16 protein-coding genes are annotated in these 18,251 nt (G+C 71.0%); 12 read left to right on the top strand and 4 right to left on the bottom strand.

The genetic code is table 11. From position 1 onward, the window contains the following. Positions 1-14: 14 nt before the first annotated feature. From ACWCYO_RS26950 to ACWCYO_RS26940, 3 genes are all read right to left on the bottom strand, one after another. The gene (locus tag ACWCYO_RS26950; protein ID WP_449785632.1) at positions 15-935 is read right to left on the bottom strand and encodes a carbohydrate ABC transporter permease; all 921 of its coding nucleotides are present in this window, start codon (positions 933-935) and stop codon (positions 15-17) included. 4 nt (positions 936-939) lie between these two features. After that, on the bottom strand, positions 940-1,812 hold the full coding sequence (locus ACWCYO_RS26945) for a carbohydrate ABC transporter permease (RefSeq protein WP_270148908.1): 873 nt from the start codon (positions 1,810-1,812) through the stop codon (positions 940-942). A gap of 117 nt (positions 1,813-1,929) precedes the next feature. Continuing rightward, the gene (locus tag ACWCYO_RS26940) at positions 1,930-3,219 is read right to left on the bottom strand and encodes an ABC transporter substrate-binding protein (protein ID WP_449785631.1); all 1,290 of its coding nucleotides are present in this window, start codon (positions 3,217-3,219) and stop codon (positions 1,930-1,932) included. Positions 3,220-3,382: 163 nt separating this feature from the next. Here ACWCYO_RS26940 and ACWCYO_RS26935 point away from each other — a divergent pair, with 163 nt between their 5' ends. From ACWCYO_RS26935 to ACWCYO_RS26910, 6 genes are all read left to right on the top strand, one after another. After that, on the top strand, positions 3,383-4,450 hold the full coding sequence (locus ACWCYO_RS26935; RefSeq protein ID WP_270148911.1) for a LacI family DNA-binding transcriptional regulator: 1,068 nt from the start codon (positions 3,383-3,385) through the stop codon (positions 4,448-4,450). A gap of 167 nt (positions 4,451-4,617) precedes the next feature. After that, entirely contained in the window at positions 4,618-7,071 is a 2,454-nt protein-coding gene (locus tag ACWCYO_RS26930; RefSeq protein WP_449785630.1) for an endo-beta-N-acetylglucosaminidase, read from the top strand. 27 nt (positions 7,072-7,098) lie between these two features. Continuing rightward, a complete protein-coding gene (locus ACWCYO_RS26925) occupies positions 7,099-11,289 on the top strand; it encodes a glycoside hydrolase family 38 N-terminal domain-containing protein (protein WP_449785629.1) in 4,191 nt (1,396 codons plus the stop codon). Beyond that, a complete protein-coding gene (locus ACWCYO_RS26920; protein WP_449785628.1) occupies positions 11,286-11,981 on the top strand; it encodes a DUF7158 domain-containing protein in 696 nt (231 codons plus the stop codon). Before ACWCYO_RS26925 ends, ACWCYO_RS26920 begins: the two co-directional genes overlap by 4 nt. A gap of 263 nt (positions 11,982-12,244) precedes the next feature. Further along, on the top strand, positions 12,245-13,027 hold the full coding sequence (locus ACWCYO_RS26915; protein ID WP_449785627.1) for an alpha/beta hydrolase: 783 nt from the start codon (positions 12,245-12,247) through the stop codon (positions 13,025-13,027). Positions 13,028-13,076: 49 nt separating this feature from the next. Next, on the top strand, positions 13,077-13,505 hold the full coding sequence (locus ACWCYO_RS26910) for a VOC family protein (RefSeq protein ID WP_449785626.1): 429 nt from the start codon (positions 13,077-13,079) through the stop codon (positions 13,503-13,505). Between the two features lie 51 nt (positions 13,506-13,556). Here the strand turns inward: ACWCYO_RS26910 and ACWCYO_RS26905 are convergent, their stop codons facing one another. Then, complete coding sequence (locus ACWCYO_RS26905; protein WP_270148918.1) at positions 13,557-14,369, bottom strand: LysR family transcriptional regulator; 813 nt, start codon at positions 14,367-14,369, stop codon at positions 13,557-13,559. A gap of 132 nt (positions 14,370-14,501) precedes the next feature. Between ACWCYO_RS26905 and ACWCYO_RS26900 the strand changes: the two genes are divergently transcribed. The 6 genes from ACWCYO_RS26900 to ACWCYO_RS26875 form a co-directional block, all read left to right on the top strand. Continuing rightward, positions 14,502-15,008 (top strand): nuclear transport factor 2 family protein, encoded by a 507-nt coding sequence (locus ACWCYO_RS26900; protein ID WP_270148919.1) that lies wholly within the window; start codon positions 14,502-14,504, stop codon positions 15,006-15,008. A gap of 132 nt (positions 15,009-15,140) precedes the next feature. Further along, positions 15,141-15,725 (top strand): cysteine hydrolase family protein, encoded by a 585-nt coding sequence (locus tag ACWCYO_RS26895; RefSeq protein WP_270148920.1) that lies wholly within the window; start codon positions 15,141-15,143, stop codon positions 15,723-15,725. Further along, on the top strand, positions 15,722-16,627 hold the full coding sequence (locus ACWCYO_RS26890; protein ID WP_449785625.1) for a GlxA family transcriptional regulator: 906 nt from the start codon (positions 15,722-15,724) through the stop codon (positions 16,625-16,627). The genes ACWCYO_RS26895 and ACWCYO_RS26890 overlap by 4 nt, the downstream gene beginning before the upstream one ends. Positions 16,628-16,643: 16 nt before the next feature. Continuing rightward, positions 16,644-17,036 (top strand): GNAT family N-acetyltransferase, encoded by a 393-nt coding sequence (locus ACWCYO_RS26885; RefSeq protein WP_449785624.1) that lies wholly within the window; start codon positions 16,644-16,646, stop codon positions 17,034-17,036. Positions 17,037-17,067: 31 nt separating this feature from the next. Continuing rightward, positions 17,068-17,820, top strand: a complete 753-nt coding sequence (locus tag ACWCYO_RS26880) for a group II intron maturase-specific domain-containing protein (protein ID WP_449785623.1) — start codon at positions 17,068-17,070, stop codon at positions 17,818-17,820. An 83-nt stretch (positions 17,821-17,903) separates the two neighbouring features. Beyond that, positions 17,904-18,251 (top strand): group II intron maturase-specific domain-containing protein (locus ACWCYO_RS26875; protein WP_449785622.1); only part of this gene is annotated, 348 nt, incomplete at its 3' end.

Below are 18,251 nucleotides of genomic sequence, written 5' to 3'. Positions count from 1 at the left end.
TAGGGGAGATGGGCTCATCCCTTGACGGCCCCCTGCTCGACGCCCTCGAAGAAGAAGCGCTGGCAGGCGGCGAACACCACGACGATCGGCAGGAAGGCGATCATGGTGCCGGCCGCGATCAGCCGGGGGTTGGCGGAGAAGGTGCCGTTGAGGTACTGGAGCCCGACGGTGAGGGTGTACTTCTGCGGGTCGTTGAGCACGATCAGCGGCCAGAGGAAGTCGTCCCAGGCGCCGATGAAGGTGAAGATGACGATCACGCTGAGCATGCCGCGCACGTTCGGCAGGCCGATGTGCCACAGCCGCTGCCAGACGTTGGCGCCGTCGACCAGCGCGGCCTGGTCCAACTCGGCCGGTACGGCGGCGAACGCGGTGCGCATCAGCAGCACGTTGAGCATCGCGATCGCCCCGGGCAGCGCGACGCCGACCAGGCTGTCGGCCAGGCCGAGGCTGCGCACCAGCACGTACTGGGAGACGATGGTGACCTCGCCGGGCAGGACCAGGGTGGCCAGGAACAGGCCGAGGACCAGCCGGGCCCCGCGGAAGCGCAGCCGGGCGAGGGCGTAGCCGGCCAGGGTGCAGCCGACCACGTTGCCGGTGATGCAGACGGCGGCGACGATCACCGAGTTGAGGGCGTAGGCCCACACCGGGATGGTGTCGGCGACCTTGCCGAAGTTGCCGAGGGTGGGCTGGTCGGGCAGGAAGCTCGGGGTGCGGGAGTAGACGTCCTCGGCCGGCCCCTTGAGGGCGGTGGACAGCTGCCACAGGAAGGGGCCGATCACCAGCAGCAGGACGAGCAGCAGCAGCAGGTAGCGGGCCGCGGTCCGGGCGGGGGAGGGGGTGTGGAGACCGCGCGCGGTCCGCGGGCGAACGGGCGTGGTACGGACGGCGGTTCGGGGTTCGCGGACGGTGGTGACGGTTTTGCGGACGGTGGTCACGAGGTCAGGCCGCCTTCCGGTTCAGCCGCATCAGGAACAGCATCGGGCCGAGGGTGATGACGAACAGCATCAGGCTGAGCGCGGAGGCGTAGCCCAGGTGGCCGTTGAAGCCGCGGCTGTACATCTGGATCAGCATCACCACCGACATGTCGCGGCCGCCGGGGCCGCCCAGGCCGTTGGAGAGCACGTACAGCTCGGAGAAGACGCGCAGCGAGCTCACCGAGATGAGGACGGAGATCAGCACCATGGTCGGGCGCACCCCGGGCAGGGTGACGTGCCAGAAGCGGCGCAGCGGGTTCGCGCCGTCCACGGCCGCCGCCTCGTGCAGCTCGTGCGGGACGTTGGCGAGGGCGGACAGGTAGATGACCATGTAGTAGCCCAGCCCCTTCCAGACGGTCAGGGCGATCGCGCTGAACAGCAGCAGCCAGCGGTCGGTGAGGAAGGCGACCGGGGAGTCGGCGAGGCCGCTCTGCCGGAGCACGCCGTTGACCAGGCCCCGGTCGTCCAGCACCCAGCCCCAGATCAGCGCCACCACGACGGCGGAGGCGATCACCGGCGTGTAGAAGGCGGTACGGAAGAAGGTGATGCCGGGGATGCGGCGCTGGACGAGCAGGGCGAGCAGCAGCGGGAGGACCGTGAGCAGGGGGAGGCAGACCAGCATGAAGACGATGCTGTTGAGCAGGGCGTCGGCGAGCTGGGCGTCGTCGAACAGGCGGCCGTAGTTCTCCAGGCCGGTGAACCGGCCGCCGCCGATCGGCCTGGCGTTGGTGAAGGACAGGATCACCGTGTTGACGGCCGGCCAGAGGTTGAAGACGGCCAGCCAGAGTATCGCGGGGCCGGCGAGCAGCCAGGGAGTGAACCAACGCCGGTGGGTCATGCGGATGCCTTCCTGGGGCTGGGCCTTCCGGGGGGCTTGGGACATGCGCTTCACTCCCCGGTGAGCGGCGGGTGGGGGCCCGCCGCTTCGCCGGTAGGGGCTTCAGGCGTGGCGGGGTCAGCTCTTGAGCAGCTTGTCGCACTGCTCGACCGCGGTGTCCAGAGCCTGCTTGGAGCTGGTCTGGCCGCTGATGGCGAGGGCGAACTGCTGCTTGACGATGGTGCCCATCGCGTCGTCCACCTCGACCGGTTGGATCAGCTTGGCCCTGGCGAGCGAGTCGAAGGCGATCACCTTGGCGTCGCCCGCGTTGGTGCCGTCGCCCTTGCTGAAGAACGGGTCGCCGGCGGAGGCCTTGGTGGACGGGAAGACGCTGGTCAGGTGGGCGAAGGCGGCCTGGTTCTCGGGACTGGTGACCCAGCGGGCGAGGGCGACCGCGGCGGCCGGGTTCCTGGTGTTCTTGGGGATGGACAGGCCCTGGACGTACAACGGCGGGGTGGACATCGCGGGGGAGGCGACGACCTTGGGCGCGAGGGTGGGGTTGTCGGTGGCGAGGCTGGTGATGTAGTTGCCGCCGCCGGTGGTCCAGGCCGCGGTGCCGGCGCTGAAGAGCTTGGAGTTGCCGGCGTAGGTGTCGGTGAGCACCCCGTTCGGCATCAGGCCTTCCTTGAAGGCGTCGCGGTACTTGTCGAGCAGCGCGGCGGCCTCGGGGGTGTTGAAGGTGAAGGACTTGCCGTCGTCGGCCATGATCTTCACGCCGATGTTGTAGAGGTCGCCGAGGCCGGGCTTTCGGCTCATCAGGTAGTCCTGGCCGCCGGACTTCTGCTTCATCACCCGGGCCTGGGCGATGAGTTCGTCCAGGGTGGTCGGGGGCTTCCTCGGGTCCAGGCCGTCCTTCGTGAGGAGGTCCGAATTCCAGTAGTTCACGTCGGTGTTGAGGTACCAGGGGTAGCCGAAGGTGCCCTGGTAGCCGTGGTAGCGGTAGGCCTCCACGCCGCCGGCCACGTACTCGTCGGAGAGCTTGGGGTCGGCCTTGGCCACGTCCAACAGGACGTCCTTCCTGGCGAGCGGGAAGGCGAAGTCCGGCGGGAGGTTGACCACGTCGGGCAGGGTGCCGGAGGCGGCCTGGCTGAGCACCTTGTCGGAGTAGCCCTCGCCGGGCTGGTCGAGCCATTCGACCTCGACGCCCGGGTACTTCTTCTTGAAGCCGTCGATCACGCCCTGCATGTAGTCGGTGAACTTCGGCTTGAGCGCCCAGGTCTGGATCGAGACCTTGCCCTTGACCTCGCCGGTGGCGGCCGCACTCGCCACGCTGTCGCCGTTCTTGCTGTCGCCGGAGCCGAGTCCGCAGCCGGTGAGGGCCGCCGTGGCGAGGGCCGTCGTCGTCAGTGCCGCCCAGATTCTTCGCATGAGGGTCTCCCGGTCCTGGGGTGGGTGGGGGATCGCGCCGAGCTCGGGGTGTGCGTTCTTCGGTTGTGTCGTGTTTCGGATATCGACCAACTAAACCGGTCTAGCTCTGGCAGGGACTATGCTCCCGCCTAAACTTGGCTGTCAAGAGAAGGAGTCGGGTTCCGTGGGCAGACCGACGATCGCCGACATCGCGCGTCAGGCCGGGGTCTCCAAGGGCGCGGTCTCCTTCGCGCTCAACGGCCGCCCGGGGGTCAGCGAGGCGACCAGGGCCCGGATCCTGCGGGTCGCCGAGGAGATGAACTGGCGCCCGCACAGCGCCGCGCGCGCCCTCGGCGGCGCCCGGTCCGACGCCGTAGGCCTGGTGATCGCCCGCCCGGCGCGCACCATCGGCGTCGAGCCGTTCTTCAGCCAACTGCTCTCCGGCCTGCAGGCGGTGCTCTCGGCCAGCTCGGTCGCGCTGCACCTGATGGTGGTCGAGGACACCGCCGCGGAGGTGGAGGTCTACCGGCGCTGGGCCTCCGAGCACCGGGTGGACGGCTTCATCGTGGTGGACCTGCAGGTCAAGGACCCGCGGCTGCCGGTGCTGGACGAACTCGGGCTGCCCGCCGTCGTCCTCGGCGGTCCCGGCAAGGGCGGCGACCAGCTGCGGATCTGGGCCGACGACCGGGAGGCGATGCTCTCGATCGTCGACTACCTGGCCGCCATCGGGCACCGCCGGATCGCCCACCTGGCCGGGCTGCCGCACTTCCAGCACACCCAGCGGCGGATCCGCGCGCTGCGCGACGCCGCGCGCCGGCTCGGGCTGGAGGAGGCGGTGTCGGTGCCCACCGACTTCAGCGACGCCGAGGGCGCGGCGGCCACCCGGACCCTGCTCTCCCGGGCCAGGCGGCCCACCGCGATCGTCTACGACAGCGACGTGATGGCCGTCGCCGGGCTCGGGGTGGCGGGGGAGATGGGCGTCGCCGTGCCAGGGGAGCTGTCCATCGTCTCCTTCGACGACTCGGTGCTCGCCCGAATCGTCCACCCGCCGCTGACCGCGCTCAGCCGGGACACCTTCGCGCTCGGCGAGCAGGTCGCGCGCAGCCTGCTGGAGGCGCTGGACGGCACCGGGCCCGGACGCGACCTGCAGATGCCCACGCCCCGGCTGACCGTACGGGAGTCCACCTCGCCGCCCTCACCCGTGGGTGGGGTTGCTGCGCGAGCCGTTGACACGGGTTCTGAACCGGTTTAGCCTCCTGCGCCGAGGGGGTCCGGCCCTGCGCACTGCCCGCTGTCGTGTCCGCTGTCATGTTCGCTGAATTCCCCCTCTCGATGAGCACCGCCACGCCCGCATGCACCCGGGCCGGCCGCTGCCGGTGGGCCCGGCCCCCACCCACTCCGCTCGATCGGAGCCACCGCATGTCAAGACGTCTCCCCCTGCTGCTCGGCGCCGCGCTCGTGACGACCGCGCTGGGCGTCGTACCCACCGCCGCCCAGGCCACTCCCGGTGCGGCCGCGCCGGTCGTCGCCGCCCCCGGGAACCAGCCGTACGCCTCGTACTGGTACCCCAGCAGCATCCTCGACTGGGACCCGGCCACCGACCCGGACGCCCGGTTCAACCGCTCCCGCGTCCCGCTCCAGCCGCGCACCAGCGATCCGGCCCTGGCCGCGAACCCCAACGCCCGTGCGGGCGAAGGGAAGATCGCCTCGCTGGTCTCCTTCGCTCCCACCTCCAACAACCCCTCCCAGGGATCCGCCGACCCCAACTACTACGCCTTCGGCTATTGGCAGTACGTCGACAAGCTGGTGTTCTGGGGCGGCTCCGCCGGTGAGGGCCTGATCCTCGCGCCGAACCCGACGGTGATCGACGCCGCCCACCGCAACGGCGTCAAGGTCTACGGCACCGTCTTCTTCCCACCCACCGCGTACGGCGGCCGGCTCCAGTGGGTGCGCGACTTCGTCCAGAAGTCCGGCGACCGCTACCCCGTCGCCGACAAGCTGGTGCAGGCCGCCCAGTACTACGGCTTCGACGGCTGGTTCGTCAACCAGGAGACCGGCGGCGGCGATTCGGACCTCGCGACCGACGTGCGCAAGCTGATGCAGTACACCGAGGCGAAGAGCGGCACCGAGTTCATGTGGTACGACGCGATGACCACCACGGGCGCGGTCGACTGGCAGAACGCCCTCACCCCCGCCAACTCGCCCTTCCTGCAGGACGGTCCGAAGCGCACCGCGGACTCGATGTTCCTCAACTTCGGCTGGACGTCCGACGGCCTGGACTCCTCCCGCACGCTGGCCCGGCAACTTGGGCGCAGCGAATACGAGTTGTACTCCGGCGCCGACACCGAGGCGAACGGATACAACACCTCCGTCGACTGGAACACCCTTTTCCCGTCCGGTCAGCCGCACACCGCCTCGCTCGGCCTCTACCGCCCCGAGTGGACCTGGAAGTCCGCCACCGACCGCGCCGACTTCTACGCCAGGGACGCCCGCTACTGGGTCGGTGCCAACAACGACCCGTCCGACACCGACCTCTCCAGCAGCTGGCCGGGCCTGGCGGGCTACGTGGCCGAGTCCTCGCCGATCACCGCCAAGCCCTTCGTCACCAACTTCGACACCGGGCAGGGCGACTTCTACAACGCGGCCGGGGTGCGGGTCGCCACCGGCGGCTGGAACAACCTCTCGCTGCAGGACGTCCCGCCGACCTACCGCTGGGTGGTCGACTCCAGCGGCAGCAAGCTCAGTCCGTCGATCGACTTCGCCGATTCCTACCAGGGCGGCTCCTCGCTGCGGCTGACCGGCACCCTGGACTCCACCAACACCGTGCGGCTCTACCAGAGCAGCCTGCCGGTCGCCGCGAGCACCAGGCTCGACCTGGTGGTCAAGTCCCCGGCCGCCGGCCCGACCAAGCTCAGGGCCGCGGTTTCCTTCACCGACACCCCGGGCAGCTTCACCACCGTGGACGTCGGGGACAACCCCGGCACCGGCTGGGAGCGGCACACGCTCGACCTCTCCCGGTACGCGGGCCGGACCATCTCCCAGCTCGCGCTGCAGGTGGACGGTTCTTCAGGATCGAACCCGGCGTATGACCTGTACGTCGGCCAAGTCGCCCTCTACGACGGGTCGGTGGAGACACCGGCCGCGCCGAGCAGGCTGACCGTCCTCGGCGCGAGCGACGTGACCGCGGGCGCCAGCCAGTCGCTGCGGCTCTCCTGGAGGGCCGCGCCCGGCGGCAACGTCCACCACTACGAGGTGTACCGGCGCAACGCGGACGGCAGCCGCACCTTCCTGGGGGCCACGCCCAACGACGCGTACTTCGTCGGGCGTCTCGACCGGGCCGGCGGCGAGGCCGCCACCACGCTGGACGTCGAGGCGGTGTCCACCACCTACGGGCACTCCAACGTCGCCTCGACTGTGGTGAGTTGGAACGGCACGCCACCCTCGGGCTCGACCGACCTGGCGCTGAACCGTCCGGCCACCGCCTCCGGTCAGTGCAACGCCTACGAGGGGCCGGCCAAGGCCGTCAACGGCAGCGTCGGCGGCGGGACCAGTGACAAGTGGTGCACACTGACCCCCGCCAAGTGGCTCGAGGTGGACCTCGGTTCGGCGAAGAAGCTGGACGAGTTCGTGGTGAAGCATGCTTCGGCGGGCGGCGAGAGCGCCTCCTACAACACCCGGGACTTCTCCATCCAGGTCCGCTCGAGGACCAGCGACCCGTGGACGACGGTCGCCACCACGACCGGCAACGCCGCGGGCGCCACCACCCACCCGGTGAACACCACCGCGCGCTACGTCCGGCTGGTCATCACCAAACCCACCCAGAGCACCGATCCGGCCGCCCGCATCTACGAGTTCGAGGCCTGGGGCGTGTAGCCCCGCCCGCCTTCCCGGAAAGGAACCATGCCCGTGCCGGTCACCACCATCACCGCCGTCGAGAGCACCGACCTCTTCGTCGGCCCCGAGGAGGCCCCGCGCCAGATCCTGCGGGTGGCCGTCGAGGGCCCGGCCGCCCGGATCACGGTCAGCGGAGCGGGCGTTCACGGCGAGGCGACCGGCACGGGGCTGGTCGAAGTCCCCCTGGAGATCACCGGAGCCTCCCCGGGAGACCGACTTCCGGTGACCGTCCGGGTGTCGTCCGTCTCGGAGGATGCCCTGGTGGAGGTCGCGGAGCCGGGCTGGACGATGTTCCTGGTCTCCCACTTCCACTACGACCCGGTGTGGTGGAACACCCAGGCCGCCTACACCTCCCCCTGGGAGCTGCTCTCCGCCGACGCCACCACCCGTCCGCTCTGGGAGCGCAACGGCTTCGCCCTCGTCGACGCCCACCTGGACCTCGCCCTGAGGGACCCGGTGTACAAGTTCGTGCTCGCCGAAGTCGACTACCTGAAGCCGTACTTCGACCAGCATCCGGAGCGCCGCGAGACGCTGCGGATGCTGCTGGAGCGCGGGCAGGTCGAACTCGTCGGCGGCACCTACAACGAACCCAACACCAACCTCACCGGCGTCGAGACGACCATCCGCAACATCGTCCACGGCATCGGCTACCAGCGCGACGTCCTCGGCGGCGACCCGCGAACCGCCTGGCAGCTCGACGTGTTCGGGCACGACCCGCAGTTCCCCGGCCACCTTGCCGCGGCCGGCCTCACCGGCAGCGCCTGGGCCCGCGGGCCGTTCCACCAGTGGGGCCCGATCCAGAAGAACTTCCGCGAAGGCAAGGACGACGCCCGGGTGATGCAGTTCCCGAGCGAGTTCGAATGGATCGCGCCGGGTGGGGAGGGCGTGCTCACCCACTACATGCCGCACCACTACTCGGCCGGGTGGTGGATGGACTCCTCGTCCGACCTGGCCGCCGCCGAGCAGGCGGTGTACGAGCTGTACCGGAAGCTCAAGCCCGTGGGAGCGACGAAGAACCTGCTGCTGCCGGTGGGGACGGACTACACCCCGCCGAACAAGTGGGTCACCGAGATCCACCGCTCCTGGGCCGCCAAGTACCTGTGGCCGCGCTTCGTCTGCGCCACCCCGCGGGACTTCCTGGACGCCGTCCGGGCCGAACTCGCCACGCTCGGGCGCCGACCCAGCCCGCAGACCCGCGACATGAACCCCGTGTACACCGGCAAGGACGTCTCGTACATCGACACCAAGCAGGCTGGGCGCGCGGGTGAGGTCGCGGCGGTGGACGCGGAGAAGCTGGCCACGCTCGCGGTCGTGAACGGGCTCGGGAGCTATCCGGCCGCCGCGCTCGACAAGGTGTGGCGCCAACTCGCCTACGGCGCACACCATGACGCGATCACCGGCTCCGAGTCGGACCAGGTGTACCTGGACTTGCTGGGCGGCTGGCGGGAGGCGTACGACCTGGCGTCGGCCGTCCGGGACGCGGCGCTGGACGCGCTGACGGCGCGCATCTCGACGGTGGGGGCCGGGTCGGCGGTGGTGGTGACCAATACCCTTTCGTTCGACCGGACGGACCTGGTTACGGTCGAACTCCCTTGTGGTGCACCGCCGGTGCGGGTCCTGGACGAGGCGGGCTGGCCCGTGCCGAGCGCCGTCGACCGGGGAACGCTGCGGTTCCTCGCCGAGGACGTTCCCGCGCTCGGCTGGCGCACCTGGCGGCTGGTCCCCGGTGAGCCTGCTGACGCCTGGACCGCGACCGCGGGTGCCACGATCACCAACGGGCGCTACCGGGTGACGGCCGACCCGGCGCGCGGTGGCGGGCTCAGCTCGGTCCACGACCTAATGCACGAACGGGAGTTGATCCAGGAGGGCCGCCTCGGCAACGAGCTTCGGGTGTACGAGGAGTATCCGCAGCACCCCGACTTCGGAGAGGGCCCCTGGCACCTGGTGCCGAGCGGTCCGGTGCTCGGCTCGGGAGCAGTGGCGGCGGAGGTCCGCCGGGAGACCGGCCCGCTCGGCGAGCGGCTGGTGATCGGGGGGACGGTCGACGGCGTCCGCTACGAGCAGACGGTCACGCTGTGGCGCGGCCTGGACCGGGTGGACTGCCGGACCAGGGTCGTCGACTACTCCGGCGCCGACCGGCTGCTGCGGCTGCGCTTCCCGGTGGACGTCCCCGGCGGACTCCCGGTCAGCGAGGTCGCGGGCGCGGTCATCGGACGCGGCTTCGCGATGCCGGACGTCGACTCGGCGCAGGCGCCGTGGACCCTGGACAACCCGGCCAACACCTGGTTCGGCCTGGGCGCCACCGCGCGGACCGTGCTCACCGACGCGGCGGGGGGCGTCGTCGGCTCGCGGGCGCTCGGGGTGGCGGAGGTGATCGTGCCATCCCTGGACGACGCGGCCGAGGCCCGCCCGCTGGTGGTCGCCCTCGCCCGGGTCGGGGTCACCGCCACCACCTCGGCGGCGGACTGGGCGCGGTACGGCTGGCTCGATGTCGACTCCAATCTGCCGGACTTCCGGATCGTCGTCGGCGGTCCGGAAGTCAACGAGGCTGCACGGGAGTTGATCGAGCGTGCGGGGGAGGAGTACGCGGCCGTGCTGAAGGCGCACGGTGCGGTGTGGGTGCCGGCGCTGACACCTCTCGCCGAGGTGTGGCGGCCGGACGCGGACCTGCGGGACCTCCGTGTCCTGCCCGCGCTGGTCGTGTCCGACGTTCCGGCGCTGGTCGACGACCTCGCGGACGCGCGGATCACCGCGGTCTGCCCTTCCTCTGTCGCGGACCAACTCGCCGACCACACCGTGGCATTGCTCAGCTTCGGCCTCCCCGGCTTCGCGGTGGACGCCACCGGCGCGCTGCACCTGTCGCTGATGCGCTCCTGCACCGGCTGGCCGTCCGGCGTGTGGATCGACCCGCCGCGGCGCTCCCTGCCGGATCAGGCGTCCTTCCAACTCCAGCACTGGACACACGAGTTCAGCTACGCCCTGGTGGGCGGGGATGGCGACTGGCGGGACCAGACGCTGCCCGCCCGGGGGCAGGAGTTCAACCACCCGCTGTACGCGCGGATCGTGGACGCGCAGGACGGGCCGCTTCCGGGCACCCTGTCCTGGCTGCGGGTCGAACCGCAACGCCAGGTGCTGCTCGGCGCGCTCAAACCGGCCGGGAACCCCATCGCGCACGGCTCGGCTCCGTCCGAGCGGAACGACGACCTCACCGTCCGGCTGGTCGAGTCCACCGGCCTCGGGCGGACGGCGCAGCTCGGCGGGGCGCTCGGTCTGGAGCGGCTGCGGCACGCCGATCTGCTGGAACGGCCGCTCGGCCCGGCCGACCTGGGCCTCGCCGGCGCGCAGATCGCCACCCTGCTCTCGGCTCCTGCGATGGCTGCAGCCCCGGCCGACGGCCCGGTTCTCGGCCCGGCCGCCGAACCCGCCCAGCCCGTTCACGCCCGCTACTGGCTGCACAACCGGGGCCCGGCCCCGCTCGGCTACCTGCCGGTGTCGGTCGGCGCCTCACCCGGGCTGCTGCGAACGGCCGGGGAGGCGGTGACGTTCTCGGTCGCCCTGTCCTCGCAGCTGCGGGACGCGGCGGTCGAGGGCACGGCCGTGGTGCTGCCACCGTCGGGCTGGGCGACCAGCCTCGGCAGCCGCCCGTACCGTCTGGAGCCCGGCGGCCACTTGCGCTTCCCGGTCACCCTCACCCCGACGGCGGACGCCGAACCCGGGCTGCACTTCGCCGCCGTCCGGATCGAGCACGACGGCCAGCAGATCGAGGACGTGGTGACGATCGCCGTCGGTGATCTGCCCGAGCTGCTGCCCGTCGCCGGGGACGCCCCGGAGGACTGGACGGCCGCCCAGGGCACCAAGGCCGCGACCGGCCGGGACACCGGCCTGGACCTCGCCGTCTCGGACGAGGTCCTGCGCGTCGCCCCCGGCGGACGCGCCGCCCTCGGCCTCACCCTCACCAACCGCACCCGCGGCGAGATCCGGGGCGAGCTGCAACTGGTCTCCCCGTGGGGCACCTGGGAGGCGATCGCCGATCCCGTCCGCGGCTTCGCCGTGCCGGCCGGCTCCTCCGTGACCGTCGACTTCGCCATCGCCGCCCCCGAGGCCATGGACCCGGGCTCGTACTGGGCACTGGCCAAGGTGATGTGGTTCGGCCGCTGTCAGTACGCACCGACCGTCGCCCTGGTGGTGGAAGCATGACGCTCGGCCTGCTCGACGGGCAGCCGCTTCCGCGCACCGGCCTCGACCAGCGCCTCGCCGCACTCCGGAACGGCCCACGCTCCACCGCGCTGCCTCGGCCCGGCAGTTCGGAGGACCGCCAGCTGATCAGGTGGGTCGCGCAGGTACTCCTCACCGAAGCCCTCTGCGAGGCGGTCGCCGCCGAACGCGGGCTGCCCGTCGCCGAGTCCGCCCCCGCCCGACTGGACCAGCAGGCCGCCGTCGAACTCGGCTCCATCACGGCGGCTGCCTACGAGGGCAGCGCCGCCGTGCGGGTCGTCTACGACTCCGTGACCGCCGATGTCGAGCCGTCACCCGCCGACATCGCCCACTACCGAACCCTGACCACCCGCCCGCCGGCCACCCGTTGGCACCTCGCCCTCCCCGACGGCGGTCTCGAGGCCGATCCCGACACCCTCCCGACCGCCCTCGCGGAGGCCCTCCGCGCCGCCCCGCCGGGGGAGTGGGTCACCGTGGGCCCCTGGAAGGCGATGCTCCTCGCCACCCTCACCATCCCCCGGACCCCCGACCCCACCCCCGCCCTCCGCGCAGCCGCCCGCCGAACCGCCTTCGTCCGCTGGCTCGACCACGAACGCGCCCAACGCCTCACCTTGGTGGAGGGTTTGGAACACCCCGGCGACCCGGCCCAACCCGACAACCACCACCGCCACTGAGGAGGGGCGCCCGAGTTGGTCCCCGTCGATCGGTCCCAGCCGAGGCGGGGGCTTGCCGGGCGCCTGGCGCGGACGGTGAAAAAGGGATGGAGGGGATGGTGATCCAGCTGATAGCTTCTCAGCCGACCGTGACACCGCCCGAGGAGGTGAGACCCGTGAACGCTGTACCGATATGGGTGCTCCCCCTTGCTGTCACGACTGGCGACTGACGTAGCTCTCGCCGGGAGCGCCCCCTTGCAAGGCACTCTCGAAGGGCAACTGCCATGAACGCTTTCCTCTTCACCACCAAGTCCACCGCCGACGGCATCCTCGAACGCGAGTTCACCGTCAACGGCGTCCCCGGTGTCCTCTGGTCCCCCGAGCCCGGTGCGGACGGCGCGGACGACGTGGACCGTGCGCCGCTGGTCCTGCAGGCCCACGGTGGCGGCAACCACAAGAAGCACCCCGCGATGTCGGGCCGTGCCGCACGCCTGGTGCGCGGCTGCGGCTACCACGTGGCCGTCCTCGACGCGCCCGGTCACGGCGACCGGCCGCGCACCGAGCACGACGAGCAGGAGATAGCCGCCCTGTTCGCGGCCCGGGCGGCCGGCGAGCCGGAGGGCCCGATCGTGGTCCGCTACAACGACCACCTGGCCAGGACCGCCGTCCCCGAGTACCACGCGCTGCTGGACGCCCTCCAGCAGCTGCCGGAGATCGGAACCGACGGGCCGGTCGGGTTCTGGGGCATCAACATGGGCACCGCGATCGGTGTCCCGTTCGTGGCCGCCGAGCCCCGGATCACGGCCGCGGTCTTCGGCCAGCACTGGCCCGACGTGCTGGCCGAGTGCGCGAAGCGGATCACCATCCCGATCGAGTTCGACCTCCAGTGGGACGACGAGCACATCTCCCGCGAGGAGGGCCTCGCACTGTTCGACGCCTTCGCCTCGACGGAGAAGTCCCTGCACGTGAACTCGGGCAGGCACAAGGAGCTGCCCCGGTTCGAGCTCGACAGCGCGGTCCGGTTCTTCGCCCGGCACCTCGGCCGGGTGGTGAACGCTTCGGCGTGATGCGCGATCTGACGTCTCGCCGATGAGCACGCGCCACTGTGGTGGGCCGATGTCAACGATCAGGCAGGTCCAGGTCACCTTCGACCGCGCAGAACCTGAGCGCGTCGCCCGCTTCTGGTGTGAGGTGCTGGGGTACGTCGTACCGAAGCCGCCGGAGGGGTTCGCCAGTTGGGCCGATTACGAGAGTTCCCGTTCTCCTGGGGAGCGGGGTTCATGGTTCGCCTGCAGCGATCCCTCGGGGGTCGGTCCACGACTGTATTTCCAGCGCGTTCCCGAAGGGAAGGTCGTCAAGCACCGGGTGCACCTCGACGTGCGGGTCGGTACGGGGCTCGTGGGTGAGGAGCGCCTGGCCGCGCTTGAGGCCGAGTGCGAGCGAGTGGTCGCGCTGGGTGCGGTACGGCTGCAGCTGCTGTATGACGGCCACGATTCCTGCATCGTGATGCAGGACATCGAGGGCAACGAGTTCTGCCTGGACTGAGGATCCTCTGGGAGGCCGCTTCGGTCCACGGAGCGAAGCGGCCGCGGTGAGCTACACCGCCTGAACCACGGCTACGGCGGCCGCGCTGAACGCACGGACGCGGGCGGTGGCGCCGTCCGTGTGCCAGACCAATCCCCACTCGACCGGCTCGGCGTCCGTAAAACGCACGTACGCGACGTCCGGACGGGCGAAGTACCGTCTGGCGTGCGCCCCGACCACGAAGACGCCCTCCCCGGCGCCCACGAGCGTGAGCGCCTCGTTGAACGTCATGGCCTCCGCCTCCAGCACGGTCACCCGGTTCAGGTCCGCCGCTGACAGGGCCTCGCGGCGGGCGTACGGATGCCCGGCCGGCACGGCGAGCATCCGCGCCTCGCGCACCAGGACCGGCCCCAGGACGACGTCCTCGGCTCCTAGCGGATGGAGGGTCAGCGCGAGATCGACCGTCCCGACGCGCAACCACGGTAGGACGTCCGGCAGTTGGGCCTCACGGAGTTGGACGTCGCAGTCGGGGTGCCGGTCGCGGAACTCCTGCGCGACGCCGACCAGCAGCTGGCCGGCTGCCGGTCCGGTGAAGGCGACCCGCAGCCGTCCGCTCAGGCCGCGCCCCGCGTCGACGGCCCGCGTGACCGCCGCGGTGATGCGGGACCACGCGGGCCGGAGTTCCTCGTAGAGGTCCCGCCCCACCGGCGACAACTCCGCCCGGCGGCTGGTCCGGTGGAACAGTGGGACGCCGATCCGGCGCTCCAGCTTGGCGATCGTCTGGCTGATCCGCGCCGTGGAGACGTGCAGCCGTTCGGCGGTGCGCCCGAAGTGCAGTTCCTCGGCGAGGGTGAGGAACGCCTCCAGCTCGTGCCGCTCCAGCATCCCGCCCCTCCTTCATTCGCTTCCATCGTTAACCGTGGCTTCACGATCGTGGCACGAACGCGCATTGATGATCCACACAGCCCACAGCATGATCAGAGCTGTCGGAAGCACAGACCCTCGGAGGAACCCACCATGTACGTCACCCGCGACCGCGCCCTGACCGCCCCGGCCCACGACACCGCCGCGGTCGTCGCCGAGCTCCGGGATCGCGCGGAGATCATCGACGCGCTCTACCGCTTCGGCCTCGGCCAGGACCTCAAGGACAAGGAGCTGTTCGCCTCGGCCTTCGCCGTCGACGCCGAACTGGACTTCCGCCCGGCCGCCGCGAAGTGGGGCGCCGAGCCGCCGCTGATGTCCGGACGGGACACCATCGTCAGCACCATCCTGGCCATGTTCACCGGCCGGGTCGACACCACCCACCAGGTCACCAACCCGCGGATCACCGTCGACGGCGACACCGCCCGCCTCACCGCCCTGGTGGAGGCCCAGCACCTGCTGATCGCCGACCCCGCCACCCACGCGCTGCTGAAGAACCCATACGACGTCGAACTGGTCCGCGACGGCGACCGCTGGGTCATCCGGCGGATGCGCATCGACAACACCTGGTTCGCCGGCGAGCCCAGCGCCATCTTCGGCTGACCGGGCCGGCCGGGCTGACCGGGCTGACCGGGCTGAGTGGGCCTACAGGGCTGACACGGTTGACCGGATCGTTCCGGATCGGGCCCCGATGGTGTCTTCAACCGGCGGGCCCGGGCCCGCCAGGATCGGGGCATGAACAGAGCACTCCTCGTCATCGACGTCCAGGAATCCTTCCGCCGGCTGGAGAAGTGGGCCGCCGTCTCCAACCCCGATATCGTCGGCCAGGTGAACAAGCTGGTCGCACGCGCCCGCGCCGAAGGGGACCTGGTCATCTGGTTCCTGCACGCCGACGCGGGCAGCGGGACGGTCTTCGACCCCGCCCTCGGGTACGTTCGGATGATCGACGGGCTGGTGCCCGCCGAGGGCGAGCCCGTCATCACCAAGACCTCCCACAACGCGTTCACCACCACCAACCTGCAGCAGCAGCTCACCGAGCGCGGCATCCGCGAACTGACCGTCAGCGGCATTCGCACCGAGCAGTGCTGCGAGACCACCACCCGGGTCGCCTCCGACCTCGGCTACGACGTCACCTTCGTCACCGACGCCACCGCGACCCACCCGATCGAGCACCGGGACGCGCCGCCCGGGCGCAGCCTGGCCGAGATCCTCGCGGACCCGCGCACCCTCTCCACAGAGGAGATCACCGCCCGCACCGAGTACGCGCTGTCGGGCCGCTTCGCGAGGATCGCCACCGTCGAGGAGCTGACCGGATCGTGACCCGGGTCGTCTTCCTGCTGGTCCCGCAGCTGCAGCTGCTGGACCTCGCCGGGCCCGCCCAGGTCTTCTCGACCGCGGCCGATCTGGGGCTCGGGTACGAGATCGGCTACGTGGCCGAGCAGGAGGACGTCCCGACGGCGCAGGGGCTGCCGCTGCGGGCCGCCACCGAGTGGCCGCCGCTGTCGGCCGGGGACCTGGTCGTGGTCCCCGGCTGGCGGGAGTCGACGGTCCGGGGCGACGGGGGCCCGTCCCCCGCGGCGCTGGAGCGGCTGGCCGCCCACCACGCGGCGGGCGGGACGGTCGCCAGCATCTGCACCGGTGCGGCCGCGCTCGGCCGCGCCGGGCTGCTGGACGGCCGCCGCTGCACCACCCACCACGACGCGCAGGACGAACTCGCGGCCCGCCACCCCGGGGCGTACGTGGTGCGCGACGTGCTCTACGTGGTGGACGGCCGGGTGGTCACCTCGGCGGGCATCGCCAGCGGCATCGACCTCGCGCTGCACCTGGTCGCGGGCCGGCACGGGCCCGCGGTGGCCGCCCGGATCGCCCGCGAGATGGTCGTCTACGCCCGGCGCAACGGCGACGAGCAGCAGACCAGCGCGATGCTCCGGCACCGGGCCCACCTCGTCGACGCCGTCCACCACGTGCAGGACCTGATCGACGCCCGGTTCACCACCCGGCTGCGTCTGGCGGAGCTCGCGGCCGCGTCCGGCGTCAGCGAACGCACCCTCACCCGCCACTTCACCGAGGCCACCGGCCTCACTCCGCTGCGCTACCAGCAGGAGCTGCGGCTGGAACGCGCCGAACACCTGATCTCCCACGGCGCGACCGCCGAGGCCGCCGCCCGAGCCGTGGGCTTCCAGGACGCCCGAATGCTCCGCCGCCTGCGCGCGCGAACCTGAGGCGCCGCAACTCCTGGTGAAACAAGGACACTTGTCGCCATGCCGTGCTGGACAGCCGTTCCGCTCGTACTCGGCCGATCCCCGCTTCGGAATGTGGGCGGTCCAGCGCAAGGACACCGGTGTGGTCGCCGGGACGGTGCTGCTGGTGCCCATCCCGGAGGGCGACGGCGAGATCGAGGTCGGCTGGCACTTCCACCCCGACAGCTGGGGCCAGGGCTTCGCCACCGGAGCCGCCCGAGGCGCCGTCACCAAGGGCTTCGCCGATGGCCTACCGGAGATCCACACCGTGGTCCGGCCCGACAACGAGCCCTCCCCGGCCGTGTGCCGTCGGCTCGGCATGACGCCCCGCGGCCGGACCGGCCGCTGGTACGGCATGGAACTGGAGTGCTTCCACCTGCCGCGCCCGTGAGTGTACGGTTCCCGCCGGTACGGTCGAACGCATGTTGCGTCCTGAAAGCTGGTCCAGGCTTGCGGGTGGGAGTCCCGTCCGGGTAGACACCGGAGTGAGCGGCACGTCGATGCGGACGCTGGCGAATCTGTATCTGCACTACGCGTTCGACATGTGGCTGGCGCGGGAGTTTCCGCAGGTCACGTTCGAGCGCTACTGCGACGATGCGGTGATCCACTGTGGCAGCGAGAGGCTGGCCCGCCGGGTGCGGGATGCTCTCGCACAGCGATTGGCGCAGGTCGGTCTGGAGTTGCATCCGGACAAGACACGCATCGTGTACTGCAAGGACGCCGACCGGCGCGGCTCGTACGAGCACACGTCGTTCACGTTCCTCGGGTACACGTTCCGGCCCAGGCTGGCCAAGAACCGGTTCGGGAAGCACTTCGTGAACTTCCTGCCCGCGGTCAGCAAGGAGGCGATCAAGGCGATGGGCAAGGAGATCCGTTCCTGGCGCGTCGCCTGCCGCAGTGACAAGTCCCTGATGGACCTTGCGCGGATGTTCAACAGCATCGTGCAGGGATGGATCAACTACTACGGGCGCTTCTACAAGTCCATGTTGTATCCGCTCCTGCGGCGCATCAACGACCTGTTGGTGCGCTGGGCCTGCCGGAAGTACAAGCGACTGCACCGCCGCGAGAAGCGGGCGAGGGAACTGCTGGCGGGCGCCGCCCGCCGCTACCCGAACCTGTTCGCGCACTGGCGGTTCGGCCTCAAACCCGACGGCTGGACGATGGGAGCCGTGTGAGCCGAGAGGCTCCCGCACGGTTCTGCGAGCGGCGGCGGGTGAGATTCCCGCCGCCGACTCTCCGTGTCGTCCTGTGCCGGTCGGTGAGCAATGCCAGGAACGCCTTGGCGGCGGTCGGGGAGATCCTCGGCGAGCTGGGGCTGGAGCTGCACCCGGACAAGACGAAGGTGGTAGACCTCAGAGAGGGCCGGGAAGGAGTCGACTTCCTCGGCTGCCACTTCAGAGCCCGCTTCTCGGGCGAGGTGTGGGAGAAGTACCGCAAGGTCCGCTTCTACCTGCACCGTTGGCCCTCACAGGCGGCGATGAAGCGACTCCGGGACAAGGTCCGCGAGCGGGCCGACCGCCGTCGGTCGGGATGGGACATCCGTGAGGTGATCGCGGAGTTGAATCCGATCCTGCGCGGCTGGGGCGCCTACTTCCGAACCGGGAAC

This window comes from Kitasatospora sp. NPDC001683 (assembly GCF_053596495.1).
Note: the sequence above shows the minus strand (reverse complement) of the source record. Positions and strands in the feature narration are given on the sequence as shown.

What these genes read in the sequence shown, in the direction of transcription:
- ACWCYO_RS26945 (WP_270148908.1), bottom strand. Translation starts at nt 1,812, where the DNA reads ATGACCCACCGGCGTTGGTTCACTCCCTGGCTGCTCGCCGGCCCCGCG.
- ACWCYO_RS26940 (WP_449785631.1), bottom strand. Translation starts at nt 3,219, where the DNA reads ATGCGAAGAATCTGGGCGGCACTGACGACGACGGCCCTCGCCACGGCG.
- ACWCYO_RS26930 (WP_449785630.1), top strand. Translation starts at nt 4,618, where the DNA reads ATGTCAAGACGTCTCCCCCTGCTGCTCGGCGCCGCGCTCGTGACGACC.
- ACWCYO_RS26925 (WP_449785629.1), top strand. Translation starts at nt 7,099, where the DNA reads ATGCCCGTGCCGGTCACCACCATCACCGCCGTCGAGAGCACCGACCTC.
- ACWCYO_RS26920 (WP_449785628.1), top strand. Translation starts at nt 11,286, where the DNA reads ATGACGCTCGGCCTGCTCGACGGGCAGCCGCTTCCGCGCACCGGCCTC.
- ACWCYO_RS26915 (WP_449785627.1), top strand. Translation starts at nt 12,245, where the DNA reads ATGAACGCTTTCCTCTTCACCACCAAGTCCACCGCCGACGGCATCCTC.
- ACWCYO_RS26910 (WP_449785626.1), top strand. Translation starts at nt 13,077, where the DNA reads ATGTCAACGATCAGGCAGGTCCAGGTCACCTTCGACCGCGCAGAACCT.
- ACWCYO_RS26905 (WP_270148918.1), bottom strand. Translation starts at nt 14,369, where the DNA reads ATGCTGGAGCGGCACGAGCTGGAGGCGTTCCTCACCCTCGCCGAGGAA.
- ACWCYO_RS26900 (WP_270148919.1), top strand. Translation starts at nt 14,502, where the DNA reads ATGTACGTCACCCGCGACCGCGCCCTGACCGCCCCGGCCCACGACACC.
- ACWCYO_RS26895 (WP_270148920.1), top strand. Translation starts at nt 15,141, where the DNA reads ATGAACAGAGCACTCCTCGTCATCGACGTCCAGGAATCCTTCCGCCGG.
- ACWCYO_RS26880 (WP_449785623.1), top strand. Translation starts at nt 17,068, where the DNA reads ATGTTGCGTCCTGAAAGCTGGTCCAGGCTTGCGGGTGGGAGTCCCGTC.